The 16,521-nt window shown below is 49.5% G+C and carries 13 protein-coding genes; 9 read left to right on the forward strand and 4 right to left on the reverse strand.

The annotated features are described in order from the left end of the window. Window positions 1-608 precede the first annotated feature (608 nt). Window positions 609-3,653 (forward strand): M6 family metalloprotease domain-containing protein, encoded by a 3,045-nt coding sequence (locus F1379_RS19010; RefSeq protein WP_150272722.1) that lies wholly within the window; start codon window positions 609-611, stop codon window positions 3,651-3,653. Window positions 3,654-3,991: 338 nt separating this feature from the next. Next, complete coding sequence (locus F1379_RS19015; RefSeq protein WP_239004736.1) at window positions 3,992-7,123, forward strand: amidase family protein; 3,132 nt, start codon at window positions 3,992-3,994, stop codon at window positions 7,121-7,123. Window positions 7,124-7,214: 91 nt separating this feature from the next. Here the strand turns inward: F1379_RS19015 and adhP are convergent, their stop codons facing one another. After that, window positions 7,215-8,231 (reverse strand): alcohol dehydrogenase AdhP, encoded by a 1,017-nt coding sequence (adhP, locus tag F1379_RS19020; RefSeq protein WP_150272724.1) that lies wholly within the window; start codon window positions 8,229-8,231, stop codon window positions 7,215-7,217. Between the two features lie 183 nt (window positions 8,232-8,414). Between adhP and F1379_RS19025 the strand changes: the two genes are divergently transcribed. Then, the gene (locus tag F1379_RS19025; protein WP_150272726.1) at window positions 8,415-9,176 is read left to right on the forward strand and encodes an AAC(3) family N-acetyltransferase; all 762 of its coding nucleotides are present in this window, start codon (window positions 8,415-8,417) and stop codon (window positions 9,174-9,176) included. 92 nt (window positions 9,177-9,268) lie between these two features. Then, on the forward strand, window positions 9,269-9,622 hold the full coding sequence (locus F1379_RS19030) for a nucleotide excision repair endonuclease (RefSeq protein ID WP_203457135.1): 354 nt from the start codon (window positions 9,269-9,271) through the stop codon (window positions 9,620-9,622). Window positions 9,623-9,718: 96 nt separating this feature from the next. Here the strand turns inward: F1379_RS19030 and F1379_RS19035 are convergent, their stop codons facing one another. Beyond that, a complete protein-coding gene (locus F1379_RS19035; protein WP_150272731.1) occupies window positions 9,719-10,099 on the reverse strand; it encodes a RidA family protein in 381 nt (126 codons plus the stop codon). A gap of 105 nt (window positions 10,100-10,204) precedes the next feature. Here F1379_RS19035 and F1379_RS19040 point away from each other — a divergent pair, with 105 nt between their 5' ends. From F1379_RS19040 to F1379_RS19055, 4 genes are all read left to right on the forward strand, one after another. After that, window positions 10,205-10,552 carry a winged helix-turn-helix transcriptional regulator gene (locus tag F1379_RS19040; RefSeq protein WP_150272733.1) on the forward strand — a complete coding sequence of 116 codons (348 nt, stop codon included), beginning with the start codon at window positions 10,205-10,207 and terminating at the stop codon, window positions 10,550-10,552. A gap of 163 nt (window positions 10,553-10,715) precedes the next feature. After that, entirely contained in the window at window positions 10,716-11,699 is a 984-nt protein-coding gene (locus F1379_RS19045) for a sigma-70 family RNA polymerase sigma factor (RefSeq protein WP_150272735.1), read from the forward strand. A gap of 75 nt (window positions 11,700-11,774) precedes the next feature. Next, on the forward strand, window positions 11,775-12,197 hold the full coding sequence (locus tag F1379_RS19050; RefSeq protein WP_150272736.1) for a VOC family protein: 423 nt from the start codon (window positions 11,775-11,777) through the stop codon (window positions 12,195-12,197). 126 nt (window positions 12,198-12,323) lie between these two features. Then, window positions 12,324-12,722: a collagen-like protein gene (locus F1379_RS19055; protein WP_150272737.1), complete on the forward strand. Its 399-nt coding sequence runs from the start codon at window positions 12,324-12,326 to the stop codon at window positions 12,720-12,722. A gap of 116 nt (window positions 12,723-12,838) precedes the next feature. Here the strand turns inward: F1379_RS19055 and F1379_RS19060 are convergent, their stop codons facing one another. Further along, window positions 12,839-14,332 (reverse strand): peptide MFS transporter, encoded by a 1,494-nt coding sequence (locus F1379_RS19060; RefSeq protein WP_150272738.1) that lies wholly within the window; start codon window positions 14,330-14,332, stop codon window positions 12,839-12,841. A gap of 308 nt (window positions 14,333-14,640) precedes the next feature. On the opposite strand from F1379_RS19060, the gene F1379_RS19065 reads away from it, so the two are divergent. Further along, window positions 14,641-15,021: a FlxA-like family protein gene (locus tag F1379_RS19065; RefSeq protein ID WP_150272739.1), complete on the forward strand. Its 381-nt coding sequence runs from the start codon at window positions 14,641-14,643 to the stop codon at window positions 15,019-15,021. A gap of 81 nt (window positions 15,022-15,102) precedes the next feature. On the opposite strand, the gene F1379_RS19070 is transcribed toward F1379_RS19065, so the two are convergent. Next, window positions 15,103-16,455: an MATE family efflux transporter gene (locus tag F1379_RS19070; RefSeq protein WP_150272740.1), complete on the reverse strand. Its 1,353-nt coding sequence runs from the start codon at window positions 16,453-16,455 to the stop codon at window positions 15,103-15,105. Between the last annotated feature and the right edge of the window lie 66 nt (window positions 16,456-16,521).

Genomic DNA, 16,521 nt, shown 5'->3' on the forward strand with positions numbered 1-16,521 from the left:
CCCTTCCTTTCTTTTATGAAAGTTAGATTTTCCTGCACATTGGATTTCTATCCTAGAATGGAACACCATTTACACGTTGTCCCAAAATAGCCGAGCCACCTGCTATTCCCTTTCTTGACGGGCGTTTTAATGCTCATTCCCGGTTGGATCTACTTTATTGTCCTGATGTATTCAGGGTAACCGTTATCGTCGGCTTAGAGTTGTTGCATATCGTGATTGCCGCGATCTTCGGTTCCATTTCGATGATTTTATATCCAGACGTAACTTATTATTTTTTTCCGCCCAATATGGGTTTCTGGGGGTTAAATCTGGTCATGCTTGCGGCTTATAAATTCGGTTGGGCGCTGGGGGAGCTGGCGCGACAGCTCCTTCCTTTTTTTGCGATATGCATGATGCGGTGAACCGTAGTATATGCAGGGGCAAGTTTTAGGAGAAACACCGGCAGGAGTAATTTGCGTATATGCAGAGTAATAGAGGAATATTACGGGGCTAAAGTACTTATTTAACATAAATAAACTAAAAGTGGTATATTTACGGGTACTTTCATGCTATTCTTTTTTGTGTTCAAACGTTTGCACGAAAAGTGAACAGAATGGGAGAGTTGGCGAATGAAAGGTTATCGAATTATTGCTACATCGGCCTTATTATTTGTTGTCATGCTCTGCGTGGGAAGTATCATGTTTGCGGCGCCAGCCAGAACAGAGCTGCAGGTATTCAAGCAGCCTAGTGGTGAAACGTTTACAGCAAGGCTGCAGGGGGATGAGCGATTAAATTGGGCGGTTACGTCCGATGACGAAATCATCGTTCGGGATAAGAAGGGGTATTGGAATTATGCAGATCTGGGTTCCAGCACACTAAAGCCGAGCTCCGCCAGAGTCAAAATTGATAGTAAGCCCAAAGCAGTTAAGTATAAGAAGGACATGGATCTATGGATCGAAGAGCACTCAGAGGTATTGGACACTGCTGAGGAGGCACTAGGGACGGGTCAGTTAAAGGCAGATGAAGCTTCACCCTCTCTCAGTGATGATGCTGCAGCTTCCGGAGCAGCGGGAGCAGGCGGACCCGGCCTTTTCTTCGGAATGGATGACAATGCTACGACCGGAACGCAGCCGATCCTTGTCCTGCTAATTGAATTTAGTGATATTAGTCTGCAATACTCCGAATCGCAGTGGAGCCAGACGTTCTTCGGCACGACCAACCGGAGCGTCAAGGATTACTATCGCGAGGTGTCCCAGGGTCGCCTGAACTTCGTTCCTGCCACTGAGAATGCAGGGACGGCTAACGACGGAATCATCAAGGTTCATCTCAATCACGCGTATACCTCGGGGGCGGGAACGGTTGTCGAAGCACTGAGTGCCGCTGATCCCTACATCAATATGGCAAGCTACGATACCGACGGAGACGGCTATATTCAGAACGATGAGCTTAAGGTCGTTACGATTCTGGCCGGATACGAACAGTCTTACGGTTCGTCTGCAACCCAGTCTGTATGGGCGCATTTCACTAGTCTGGGGGATACGGGTGCCCCGGTTCTTGACGGCAAGAAGGTATGTGTCGGTTATAAGGGCGCGGGTTATACACAACAAGGAGAGCGGCATGCCGACCATCAGTCAACCATCGGCGTACTCTCCCACGAATTGGGCCACATGCTGGGTCTGCCGGATCTCTATGACACAGATGGAAGCTCAAGCGGCATCGGCAATCATAGCCTGATGTCTTATGGCAGTTGGGGGAGCATGGCAGGCGAATATCTGGGAGCGACTCCGGTTCATCCGGATGCATGGAGCAAGTATATGCTTGGCTTCGCCGACGTGGTTACCGCCCGATCCGATTCGAGCGTATCGTATACGCTGAATTCAACAGGAACAGGCTCCTATAATATCGTCAAGATCCCGACACAGGACCCTAACCAATATTTCATGCTGGAGAACCGTCAACACGAAGGCTACGATCGCAGCTTGAATGTTCATGGCGGTGTTGCGATCTGGCATATCGATCAAAGCATGGGCGGCAACTATGACGATGCTCGGCGTCTCGTGGATTTAGAGGAATTAAGCGTGGACAATCCGTATTTCTATGCGGGCAACGGGACGAGCTTCACTCCGCTTACTTCTCCAAATAGCGATCGCTACTACAAATATACGGGAATCAACGTGAGCGTTCCACAAGCCAGTTCCAGCAGTATGACTGTAAGCGTGTATGGAGACTACACAGGTCCGTCTGCTGTGACAGGACTGTGGGCTCCTTACGTTGCACGGAGCAACGCGGGATTAACCTGGGAGGCATCGCCTAGCGGGGATGCGGAGAGCTACTACGTCTATCAAGACGGCGTGCCGCTCGGGGCGACTACCGGAAGAACGCTCAAAGCCTGGTTGTACGATCCCAATATAACGTATACCTATACGGTGAGGGCGGTAGATAAAGCGGGGAATTCGTCGGCTGACAGCAATGTCGTCACGGTAACCCCGGCCAGCACAGATAAAATTATTGTCTATTATAAAACGAGCTTCAAGACGCCTAATCTTCACTACACGCTCTCGCCAGTCGGCACGACTGAAATATGGAAGGACATACCTCTGACACCGTCCGAATTTCCCGGGTATAGCAAAGGCGTGATTGATACGGGACCCGATCGCATCTACGGAAGAGGCGCCTTCAACGACGGTAACGGTAATTGGGACAATAATGCAGGTCAAAATTATACGCTCTACTCCGGAGTATCTACTATTAACGCCGGGCAAATTGTCGAAGATTTCCCGGCACCGCTGTCGGCTCCAGACTTCGAGGCTCCGAGCGTGCCGACGAATGTGGCGGCGACGGCAGGCTCGGCTTCTACAGCAACGGTGACGTGGAATGCGTCTACGGACAATGTAGCTGTGACGGGCTATGAGGTGTACCGGGACAGTGTGAAGGTTGGAACGGCAACAGGCACAAGCTATTCCGATTCCGGTCTGGTTGCCGGCACGGCGTATAGCTATTCCGTCAAAGCATTCGACGCAGCCGGCAATGTTTCGGCTGCGAGCATAGCGGCATTGGTGACGACTGCTGACACTAACTCCGTTACGATTTACTACAAGAATGCTTCGTTCGGCAACCCGTACATTCATTACAAGCTGGACGGCTCCACCACATGGACGACGCCGCCAGGTGTGCAGATGACCGCCTCTGCCTATGCGGATTATAGCGTAGTGACGGTTCAACTGGGCACGGCGACCGGATTAACGGCAGCATTTAATAATGGAGGCAGCACTTGGGATAACAACGGTACAGCCAACTATCACTTCAATAGCGGAACGTGGAGTCTCGTGAACGGCAATCTGTACGCAGGCGATCCGCAAGCGGATAGCGTGACGTTCAAGGTGACAGTGCCAGGAACGACGCCAAGCAGCGGGCCTGTCTACCTCTCGGGTTCGTTTAATAACTGGAATGCAGCCGACCCGGCTTACCTGCTGACCAAGGGAAGCGACGGTACGTATAGCATTACGCTGAGCCTGCCGGCGGGGACGGCGATCACGTACAAGTTCACGCGCGGAGATTGGACCAGCGTGGAGACTGCGCCCAGCGGAGCCGACATCGCGAACCGCACAATGACGCCTTCGGGCGGACCGCAGACGGTGCAGCTTACTGTCGCGAAGTGGAAGGATTTGCAATAGAGAGATTCAAAAAGACATAAAGAGACAGTAACAAACAGAAACAAGATCCTGCGGTTTTGCAGGGTCTTGTTTCTTGTTTTGTGGCGCACGCAAGGCATGGCAATTTCAAACTTCTGGATGAAACGGCGCGAATAAATACCATATATATTACACATTAAGATATATATAACAACATAAATTCAGGAAATATATTATAAATTAGGCATAAAAATTGGCCGTTTTTTTGTTTTTAACGCATAATCTATTAAATTTTAATATAATTATTGACTATGAAAAAATAAATATGTTATGTTTTCTAACATAAAAAATATACATAGGATAAGGAGAGATACACCGTTATGAGTAAAATGAAACGTTTGCGTAAAACGATAAGAAATCAATCCGGTTCCAATGGCCCTGCAAATTCACCAGCCTCCAATAACCGGGGTAAAAAGCAGCTTATCGCTGCTTCGATTACGTTATCTGTTATTGCTTCAGGAGTCATTCCGTTTCAAACAGCGGATGCCCTAACCCGGGTGACATCAGAAAGCGGCACCGTATGGGAGATTCACGATGCCTTTGCCCCTAGCCTGGATACAGGAAGCTTACGTACAGTCGGTACTACACAAGTACAAGGGTTCGGCAATATCTTTGTTAAGGTGTCCTCCCCTTCAGCTCCACGGATGAATGGGCAAATGATGCGCGGATTCAACTTGAAATACGATGGAGTGAATACCTTTACTTCGGCTCAGTCTGTAAATCTGGGAAATGTCACAGTAACACGTGAGGTATATGTAGACACGATTCATAATCGAACGAGATTCTTTGATACATTCACTAATGTAAACAATGAAGCTGTAACAGTTAACGTGTCTTTCGGCGGCTCTTTAGGATATGGCACAACAACAAATGCTTCAGTAGTAAAGGCGACCTACTCTGGAGATCAAATGGTAACTACAGACGATTCATGGATTGTTGTAGACAGCAGTGCCAAAAACAACAAGCCGCTCGGTATTGCAGTCGGTTCTCCGAAACCCTTTAATAATGGATTAACCGGCCTGGGAAATCAGCAAAAGGACCCGTTCACTACACCGCTCGCTGAGTCCGGAAATGAAGCGAATTTCTATGGGTTCATTAATACTATGAACATCCGGCCAGGTGAGTCGAAGTCTCTGGTCCATTACGTACAGGTTGGAGAGCCTGGTGAAGAAGGGCTGAAGAATATCGCTGCTATGCTGGATGGACTTCAGAGTCAGCTGGATGTCAGTGGATTGACCAACGCACAAATCCGTTCAATCAGCAACTGGGATATCTCTGCTATAGAGGGGCTTGATACTGGAGATCAGCTGGTTATTCCGGAGGCTCCCGCAGCCAAAGAATTTGTGACTTCATCCGCATATGATGTTACGAACAAGTCAATCGCCGAAATGCAGCGGGATCTGAGGAACGGGACGACTACCTCTGTAGAAATTACTCAAGCCTATCTGGATCGGATCAAGGCATACGATGAGGGTCAGCTAGGGTTCCATGCCTTCCTTCATGTATCTGAAACTGCGCTGGACCAGGCCAGAGCAGCAGATAATGCACGTATGAATGGTGCAACAGGTGATCTGCTGGGTATTCCGATTGCAATTAAAGATATTTATGATACCAAAGATATGCCGACAACAGGCGGTTCCAAGGCCCTTGAGGGCTGGCAGCCTGATTCTGATGCCTTCCAGGTTGCTAAGCTTAGAGAAGCCGGGGCTGTAATCATTGGTAAGGTGAATACATCCGAGTTCGCGAACAGCGGAAGCTTTAGCGAGAGCGGCTGGCAGCAAACCTGGAACGCGCTGTACCCGTCCAAAACCTCTTTTGGCTCAAGCGGCGGATCAGCAGTATCTGTTGCAGCGGATTTTGCAGCAGCAGCAATGGGATCGCAAACAGGGGTATCGCTATATGCGCCATCTACAGGCGCCAGCTTAACCAACTTCCGCGGGACAGACGGTATGGCAAGTACTACGGGTGTAATTCCACTCACCTGGGGACAGGATTATGCAGGCCCGATTGCCAAAACAGTCACTGACCTGGCTATTCTATTAAACGCTACAACGGGTACGGATCCGCAGGATATCTTTACAGTGACTGCAGATGCCGATCACAAGCGTCCGGCTGACTGGAAGGAATCTCTGGATTCCAACGCCTTGCAGGGTAAGAAAATTGGTTATATTCCGGCATCCTTTGTATCTGCGTTTGCTGACGATGATACCGGACAGGCAGTAATGGACAAGTTCTCCGAGCTTGAAGCAGCCGGTGCGGTAATGGTTGAAATGTCTGCCGTACCTGCAGCGCCGAGTCGTCCATCAGGTATTAATGGATCTACTGAAGGCTGGGCCCGTTATATTGAACTTCATAAGGAGTTCCCTTACATTGATGGAGCAAGTGTACTGGCTTCAGACAAGGTGCTTATCTATAATAAAAGAGAATATAGTACTCCAACCCGTATGACTGAACAGGCGGTACAAGATTACATTAAGTATAGAACGGACTATAAGGAAGTTATTAAGAACTGGATGGACGAGAATGGCGTTGATGCCGTTGTGTACGCAGGTTTTATTAGTGACGTGTATAACAATGACGCAGCAGCATCTCAGTTAAGCTCTGACCGTGGCACGGGCGTATTAACCTCCAATGTGGGACTTCCGACGGTAGTTGTACCCGTAGGGACGAACGATAGCGGCTATTCTATCTCTATGCAGCTTGTTGGAAGAGCGTGGGATGATGCTGAAATTCTGGGTATGGGCTATGCTCTGGAGCAGCAAACGCAAGCCAGATTACTTACAGCCTATGCTCCAGCCCTTCGATACGTATCAAATTCAGACAACTCTGGACCGGTAACTCCTCCGGCTCAAGGCAATCCAAGCCCGGCTGTTCCAAGCCCTGATAATGGTGCAGTAACTCCTGCTCCGGAACCGGCAGCACCTCAAGATACAGTTAGCTTTGCAGATACCATTAACCATTGGGCCAAGGCAAGCATTGACGCTCTGATTGCCAAGGGATTACTGACAGGTTATACAGATGGAACCTTCCGTCCGGATTCAGGTTTGACCCGCGCTGAAGCCATTAAGGTCATCACAACCTACCTGGGACTTGAAGGACGGGTTAGCAGCTTTACAGATGTAGCTGCAACTCACTGGGCTAATGCGTATATCGGTGCAGCTGCCGGGTCAGGCTTGATGAACGGATACGGTGATGGAACCTTCCGTCCGGATGAGAAGATCAGCCGTGGGGAATTGGCAGCTCTAATTGCAAGAGCGTTCAAGTTAACAGGTACCGGAAATACGTCATTCCAAGATGTTAGTGGAAATGCATGGTCTTATCAATACATTGATGCACTCGCATCCAATAAGATTATTACAGGTTATGCAGATCAAACATTTAAGCCGGCTGCAAGCACTACCCGGGCTGAATTTGCTACAATGATGGCTAGATTATTAGAGACTGTGAAGTAAAAGGATTTATCATTTGATGTAATAGGGATGCTGAAGAAGGTATATTAGGCGGGGAAGGAGCTGGCGGGACAGCTCCTTTCTTTTTTTCTAATCAATGGGTCATATCAAGGACGATCCGGCCATTGATTTTGCCTTCTATCATAAGATCGTAGATCTCATTAATATCTTCTAATTTACGTGTTTCAATAATCGTTTTGATTTTTCCTTCCGCAGCGAATTGTAATGTTTCCTGCAGATCCTTGCGGGTGCCGACAATCGAACCGACTACCTTTGTACCATTTAATACCGTATCAAAGATCGGAACATCCATGGATTCAGGGGGCAGACCAACCATGACGCAGGTACCGCCCCGACGAATGGCACGATAGGCCTGGTCGAATGCCTTTTTGGCAACCGCAGTACAAACAACACCATGAACTCCACCGAGTTCCTTTTGAATCCAGTCTGCCGCATCTTCTTTTGATGAGTTTACGGTTTTGTCTGCGCCAAGTTGTTTGGCAAGCTCCATTTTTTCATCCGACATGTCGATGGCCACTACGTTCATTCCCATCACTTTTGCATATTGAACGCCAAGATGGCCCAATCCTCCGATACCGAAAATGGCTACCCACTCACCTGGCTTTACACCCGATACTTTCAAAGCTTTATAGGTTGTAACTCCAGCGCAAAATAAGGGTGCAGCTTCGATGAAGCTTAGATTATCAGGAACTTTCACCACATAATCCGCAGCCGCCACACAATATTCTGCATATCCGCCATCGACGGAATATCCGGAATTTTGCTGATCCAGACAAAGGGTCTCTCTTCCTGTCAGGCAATATTCGCAATGACCGCAGGCAGAATACAGCCACGGAATACCTACTCGGTCACCTACCTTCAAGTGTGTTACTCCCTCACCCAGCTCTTCAATAATTCCGACCCCTTCATGTCCGGGGATAAGAGGGAGCTTCGGTTTGACAGGCCAATCGCCATGAGCAGCGTGCAAATCAGTATGGCACACCCCGCACGCCTGAATGTGGACCAGAATTTCTTTGGGTCCTGGTTTGGGTCTGGGTACGTCCTGTAGTTCTAACTTTTCTTTAAATTTTTTGACTACCGCTGCTTTCATTAGCATACTCCTTTAGATTTTGTTTTTCAGAAAGTATTATGTTCCCAAAGCGTCATTTAAATTCTTGTGGAGGAATAAAGGTGCTGGATTTACTCTGGGGACGATCGCGGTGCTTTCTTCAGGTTCACTTTTTGAGGTAAGATTGGAGTAGACAAGAAACATACATGCGAGAGGAAGAACAGGATGCATACGAAAGAGACCCTCATAGCGCAGTTACAGCAGCTAGGCATTAACCGTGAAGGGACGTTGCTGGTCCATTCTTCGATGAAGAGTTTGGGGCAGGTTGAGGGCGGAGCGGATACGGTTCTGGATGCGTTGTCGGAATATATGAAGGATGGATTGCTGGTGTTACCCACTCATACGTGGTCTTATATCAATGCGGAGAATCCGAGATTCTACGTCGATCGTTCACCGGTGTGCGTGGGGATTCTGCCCGAGCTGTTCCGGAAGCGGCCGGAGGTCGTCCGCTCCTGGCATCCGACCCACTCGGTAGCTGCGCTCGGCCGGGATGCGGCAGAGTTCACGTCCGGCGACCACCGGTTCGATACACCCTGCGCCAGAGGCTCTGCCTGGGGAAAGCTGCTGGGCCGGCAGGCAACGATTCTACTGGTCGGCGTCGATTTAAGACGCAACACCTTCATTCATGGAGTCGAGGAGTGGGTGGACATACCTGGCAGATTAACGGATGGCCATGAAATGCTGTACACGGTTCTGCCGGATGGAACGGAGATCCCCGTACCTTCGCGCAGGCATTGCGGGCTGTCCTGGTCGGAGCATTTCTGGAAATTGGACGAGGTGCTTGAAGAGAAGGGGGCAATGGTTAAGGGGAGGCTCGGAGACGCCGAAGTAAGGGTATGCGATGCAGCATTGGTGGCGAAAGTGGTAACAGAGATGCTCAAGGATAACCCGGATTTATTGTCGGATAACCTCCCGCTAGACCATTAGGAAGGATAAGCAGGTTGATTGACCTGACAGGAAGACGAAGACCGGCATCTATGGTACGATAGAAGTCTATACGTTAAGAGGACGTGATAAAGCTGATAACGATTACAATTCCAACACCGGAAGTAACCATCTATAAGCAAGAGGCTCCCCAATTGAGCCACATTTATGGATTTACGGATTTCCACCTGATCACCAGGGAACAAGGCGGCATCTTCATGTTCTACAACAGCAAGGATGAGCTGCTCTTTGTCGGCAAGGCCCGGAAGCTGCGCCAGCGGATTAAGAAGCATTTCGAGGATACCGTCTCGCCTATCAAGAACCACAGGGACGAAGTAGTGAAGATCGAGGTGTATCTCGTAGAGGACCCCGTTGAGCGGGAAATCTATGAGACCTATATAGCGAACAAGTTCCACGCGAAATACAATCCGGATAAACTAACTCCATAAAAGCTTATCGCAGAAGCAATGTGCTGATCCCCAGGGACCGGCACATTGTTTTTGGTATGAAACGACTATTCAGCAAGCCTCAATGGTTAACGCTACTCAAATGTGTGCGATTGCACGAATCTCAACCCATTGCTCCGGAAAGGCGAGTTCAGCCACACCAATCATACTGCCGGCGGGGCGGTGGTGTTCAATATATTTTTTGAACAACTCTATAGCGATCTCTCCATGCTCCTTAGCGTGGGTCAGATAAAGTTCTACATAGGCAAGATTTAATTTGGTTGCGCCAAATTCGTTCAGTACAGAATCAAGATTAGTCAATGTCTGCAGCACTTGTGTTTTAATATCGTCCGCGCCAACGAATTCCCCCTTAGTATTATGGGAGAACTGACCCGAGATATAAAGGGTGTTGTCAACACAGTAGCCCTGAGAAATCCCGTGATCCCAAAGATTGTGATTGTACGTTTTTATTGTAGTCATTTCGTTATCTCCTTTACTTCAAAGTAAGGCTAGTATAAACTGGGCAATAATAAAGGGATAGTACGCACTTATAGGATAGGTACTGTCCGAAAGGATAGTGGGAATATGGGAATATCCGATCTAAAGGGCAAGGATACGATTATTCAAAACACACCATTTGGTTATACAATGTCTGTGATTGGTGGAAAGTGGAAGATGGCGATCCTTTACCTTTTAGCTGCAAAGCAACCGGTTCGCTTCAATGAGATGAAGAGACAACTCGGAGCGATCACCTACAAAATCTTAAGTACACAGCTTAAGGAGCTGGAGGCAGACGGATTGGTGGAACGTAAGGAATATCCCCAGGTTCCCCCTAAAGTGGAGTATACTCTTACGGAAAGGGCACAGACGCTATTGCCCGTTCTGGAGCAGCTATGCGAGTGGGGAAGCCAAAACCGCCCTGGTTCGCTATGATTAAAAAACCTCTTCTTATAGGCATCGCTGTTGCAGTATTGGTTGTGGCGGCAATGCTTCGAAATAGTACGCTCTGAGTCGAAAAAAGGATGATTCAATTTATTGTAAATCATTGTAGCAATGGCTTACATGTCCTTTCTATGCCAAAGGAGGAGGCCGTAAAATGAGCCAACAGCATGAAGCACCAGACATGCTTCAGGAGTTGCGTCCGGAACTGACCGGTTATTGCTACCGGATGATGGGCTCCATCTTTGAGGCGGAAGATGCGGTGCAGGATACCCTGCTCCGCGCCTGGCAGAACTGGGACCAGATAAGGGAGCAGTCTTCGCGTAGAACATGGGTATACCGGATTGCCACCAATGTCTGCCTGGACAGGCTAAGGACTGCAAAGCGCCGGGCACTCCCGATGGATCTCTCTGAATCGGCCGTCACGATAACAGAGCCTAAGGACAGCCTGCCCCGGGATTCCTGGATATGGCCGACCCCTGATGCCGCTACCGATCCGGTCAATATCCTGATCAGCAGAGAAACGATTCGATTATCATTTATTGCGATTCTGCAAATATTACCGCCCCGGCAACGTTCCGTGCTGATCCTGCAGGATGTCTTCCGGTGGTCGGCCCAGGAGACTGCGAGTGCGCTGGAGATGACCGTGGCAGCCGTCAACAGTGCATTGCAGCGGGCACGGGCGACAATCAGCCAACGCAACCTTCGTTCAGATGAGCTGCAGGATAGCGACGCCGAGGCAGATGAGCAACTGGTTGTGCGTTATGTGGAAGCCTTTGAACAATACAACATTGATGCGCTTCTGACCTTATTCAAGGAGAATGGCAGCCTGTCGATGCCGCCATTTACGATGTGGGTTCAAGGCCATTCGAATCTTGCAGAATTCTACAATACAACTCGCAGCCATTGCTTGGGTTCACGGTTGCTGCCGGTCCGGGCTAACGGGAACAGTCCGGCATTTGCCCAATATGCTCCCTCAGGGCAGGACGGGGTGCTGACCCCATGGGCCCTTCATGTTCTTGAGGTGAGTGACGGTGAAATCGCGCATATCCATCATTTCATTGATTCTGAATTGTTTACTCGATTTGGATTACCGGTTGGATGGGAAGCAGATTCAGATTTTTTGAAGACATACCGATGATTTTAAGCCTTCCGGATCGTCTATACTTATGAATCCCTAATCCGATTCAATTTCAAACTCGAGGAGGAACAAGCTATGACGGTAAAACTTACCCCCTATATTACTTTGGAGGGGCGTGTAAAGGAAGCTATCCAATTTTATGAGCAAGCCATAGGTGCTGAAGTCCTCTCCCTCACTACTTACGGTGAAATGCCGGGCATCCCGGATACGTTCACGGACGATCTGAAGAATCTTGTGGCGCACGCCAAGGTGAGAGTCGGTGGAACAGAGCTTATGTTCTCGGATGCTCCAGGCGGTACACCTGTTGAAGACGGGAAAAAGGTTACTATATGTATTACAACAAACGAAGTAGCACATTCCAAAAGAATATATGAAGCCTTGCAGCAAGACGGTCAAGTCAATCTGCCCTTTAAAGAAGAGCCGTTCAGTCCCGGGTTTGGCGATGTAACGGACAAATTCGGCGTGACGTTTCAAATTTACACGGAGCTTGAAGCTTGAATATGTGATCCGTATAATCAGATATTCGTCTATATTTAGCATCAGAAAAAAAGTAAACCGCCCAGTCGCCCTCTCCGCGAATGCATATGATGATGTATGCCTATTCATTGAAAGGAGCGATCAGATATGGGGATTTTTCCAGCACCGGGACCCGGCGGAGGGTTTCCTGGGTCCCCGGGGGGCGGACCTGGCGGCCCGGGAGGCGGATTTCCCGGGATTCCGGGACCCCCAGGGGGTACGCCGGGAGGAGCACCGGGAGGAGCACCGGGAGGCGTTCAGGCGCCGACGGCTCCTCCACCGCAATTCATACCGCAAATGTCGGCCACTACATTTGCCGTCGACCCCGGCGGGATCAGACGCTGCCTGTTCCGCAACACATACATTTGGCTGAACAACGGCGAGCAATTCTGGTTCTACCCGGTATTCGTCGGACGTAATTCAATTGCAGGGTTCAGATGGTTTGGCTTCTTCTGGGGGTACTTCGGCGTTGATTTGAATCAGGTGCGCTCGTTCACATGCTTCTAAGGGTGGATAGCGAAAGAGAACAGCCTGGGGCTGTTCTCTTTGCTGTGCTTCTCATTCAATGAGCAGCATAATGACCAATATAGGTTAATAAATACGGTTCAATGGCTACTGTTATTCTACGTTATACCCTTCATATACCCCTGAATTTTCCCGGAGAACGAGAAGAGCAGAATACTAAGGAGAATTGCCGCTCCTCCAATGACACCAAAGTAGACCATCTCGGTGGCAGGCGAATAAAATCTGGCAATTTGCGCATTAATCGCCTGGGCAGCTGCATTGGATAGGAACCACAAGCTCATGGTCTGGGCGGAGAAGGCAGCGGGAGCTAATTTTGTCGTAGCCGATAGCCCTACAGGAGACAAGCACAGTTCCCCCAGCACAACAATGAAGTAGCTGAGAACGAGCCATAAAGGGTTCACCAGGGAATGCTCGCCGCCAAAGTAAGCGGGCAGCAGGATCACCAGAAAGGATAATCCGGCAAACAATAGGCCCAAGGCAAATTTCTTGGGTATGGTAGGCTGACGTTGTCCAAGCTTCATCCATAACCAGGCGAACAGCGGGGCTAAAGTGATAATGAACAAAGGATTCAAGGACTGGAACCAGGCCGGGGAAATATGAATTCCGGCAAAATCCAGCTGCGTACGCTTATCCGCATAACTGGCCAGGATGGTTGCTCCTTGTTCCTGGATGGCCCAGAACATAATCGCGGCAATAAACAGCGGAATATAAGCAATAAGTCTGGAGCGCTCAACACCGGTTGTCCGCGGACTGCGGAACATGACGATGAAATATATGGTGGGAATCAGAATGCCCAGAATACCTACCAGCAGAATAAAGGATTTAAACGTTAACAGGCCTAACGGAATCGTAATAGCTACAATAACAGCGAGCACAACAATACCGATACCAATGGAGAGAAACACCTTTTTCCGCTCTGCCGGTGATAAGGGGCTGGCTACGACGCTGCCTGCAAGACCCAGGTTGTTCTTCCGGGTATAGACAAAGATGATTAATCCCGCCAGCATGCCGACGGCCGCAATGCTGAAGCCCAGGTGGAAATTATATTTCATACCGACGGTTCCAACGATTAGCGGGGCAATGAAGGCCCCCAGGTTGATGCCCATGTAGAATATACTGAAGCCTGCATCCCGGCGGTCGTCATGTTCGCTGTAAAGCTCACCTACGATACTGGACACATTGGGCTTGAGCAGGCCCGTACCCAGCACAATCAGAACCATGGAAACAAAGAATAATGAGATGCTTCCCGGAATGGCCAAGGTAATATGCCCGAGCATAATGAACAGACCGCCGTAGAATACGGCCTTCGACGCCCCGAATATCCGATCCGCCAACCAACCGCCAATAATTCCTGACATATAGACCAGTGATCCATAGATGGACATAATGGCCAGAGCCGTGCTCTCCTCCATGCCGAGTCCGCCTTGACTCAGCTCGTAATACATATAGTAAACAAGAATGGCTCTCATTCCATAATAGGAAAAGCGCTCCCAGAACTCCGTGAAGAACAGCGTAAACAACCCTTTGGGATGCCCGAAAAACCCCCTTTGCGGAACACTTTCAACAATCCTTTGCTTGTCCAAATCAGCCATGCTGCTGTATCCTCCCTTGATGTTAAACAAAATTATAGCAACGTATTGCCCTTAGTAAGAATACCCTATATGAACCATTTCAACTTACCCGAACGAAAAAACAGTATATAACCCCATAGAACTTTAGCTGGTTACCGGTGGGTCTTTGGTATGGGCCAATCTGCCGCCGGCTGAGACTATGCGACGATTCTTCAGCGTTAGGCGGCTAAAGTGTTGTCATGTCAGGGATGGCCGGGTAATAAAGATGATTAGAACTTCCGGATATTGGGTGAATTGGGGCGGGAGTCAAGGAAACGGAGGGGAAGACCATGGCGGTACAGACAGTAGCAGGCATCAGCCCGGTACAGGCCATTGCGGCCTACGGCGGGACTCAGAGCGATGTCAGTTCTCTGGAGAAGCAGCGGAACCGGCTGATGATGGAGCTGGACAAGGTAAATGCGGCCCAGGGGAGCGAGATGCAGACGCCTTATCGCCGGGAGCAGCTGCAGCGGCAAATCCGGCTGCTGGAAGCCCAACTGGTGCAGAAGAGCGGAAGCAGCACCCCGGTCAATTTCGTACCGGCTTCTCCGCTTCAGGATCATCTCCCGCTCTGGCGGACTGAAGGAAAGGGAAGCCTTAAGGGCATGGAGCTGACTGATCCCCGGACGGCGACAGTGAACGCAGAAGGCCACTTCGACGCATTGATTTAGGCCAAACATGAAGGTGTGAAAAGCGCACGGTGATGAACCGGCTTTTCGCACCTTTTTTTTGAATAGACGGCAGTGTTTGTCCTAATGCACCAGACTCTCCAGCTCCGGCTGCAGTTTATTCCGCAGAACATACAGCATGACAGCACCGACAAGAAAGGCGACGGCATCGGCAATGACAAGCGACCAGACCACCCCGTGGAAGCCGTTCGTCTGGTTGGCGAGAAATAGTACCGGAATGAGTGTAACGCCTTGAATAATCGACATAATAAATGCGGCCGTTCCCTGCGCGGTAGCCTGGAAGATCCCGGTGAACAAGGTGGTCATGCCTGTAATGAACAGGGACAGGAATGTCACGTGCAGAATGTAGCTGCCCATTTCGATTAATTGCGGGTCATTGGTAAACAGGCCGATCAAGTGGTCCGAAACCAGATAGACGATGACGCCGAACACGGCTGCCATCCCCGCAATGACTTTGACCGTAAATCCGACGGTGTTCTTCATGCGCAATTTATCCGCTGTAAAAGAAAAGGCAATAAGCGGCACAACCCCCTCGCATAAGCCCATCAGAATAAACTCGGGAAACTGCAGTAAACGGGAGGAAATTCCGTAAGCGGCTACGGCTGAATCGCCATATTCCACAAGGAAATGGTTGAAGATGAGCGACATCGCCCCCAAAAAGATGCTCATAATAAAGACGGGAACGCCGATTTTGAACACATTGCCCAGAATGTCCTTGCTGGCCTTGAACCAGCGGATGGAGACCGTTAAGAATGGACTCTTCTGTCCCATATGGAAGGTGTAATATACACTCGCAACCAGATTGGAAATCACCGTAGCCGAAGCAACGCCGATCACGTCCCAGTGGAATACGAAGATGACGAGCGCATCAAGAATGATGTTTACAGCTACGCTGAGCATCATACCGATCATCGAGGTGACGGCTGCACCCTCCGAGCGCACGATATTCTCCAGCGTGAAGAACAATACGACAAATGGTGAACCGATAAGCATCACTGTGACATAGTCCTTGGTGAATCCGAAGGAATCAGGCGTTGCGCCCAGGCTATGAACGATGGGATCAATTAGCGGTAGACCCACGGCCATTACAATAAGACCCAGGACTAAGCTGCTGTAAAAAGCGAAGGAGGATACGTGCTTCACCTCATCCGTTCTCTTCTCTCCCAGCAAACGGGAGATGAAGGTGCCGCTGCCCATCCCAATCAGATTGCCGAGTGCCATGATAATAGCGAATAACGGCAGGGTCAGTGCGAGAGCCGTTAACATAGCCGTATTGTGGAGCGTGCCCAGGAAATAGGCGTTCAAGATGGAATAGATGACATTCATCGATGTGCCCAGCATCATTGGTACAGCGAAATGGGCCACGGCTTTGGCAACCGGTGCTTGTTCAAAGTAATACAGGTTTTCGGAATCCATATCGGATCACTTCTTTCTTTATTTTCTAATCTAACAGTGTTAGATTGAACCTTACAGTGTAAGATG

It is taken from the genome of Paenibacillus tepidiphilus, assembly GCF_008635795.1.
Classification (GTDB): Bacteria; Bacillota; Bacilli; order Paenibacillales; family Paenibacillaceae; genus Paenibacillus_AQ; species Paenibacillus_AQ tepidiphilus.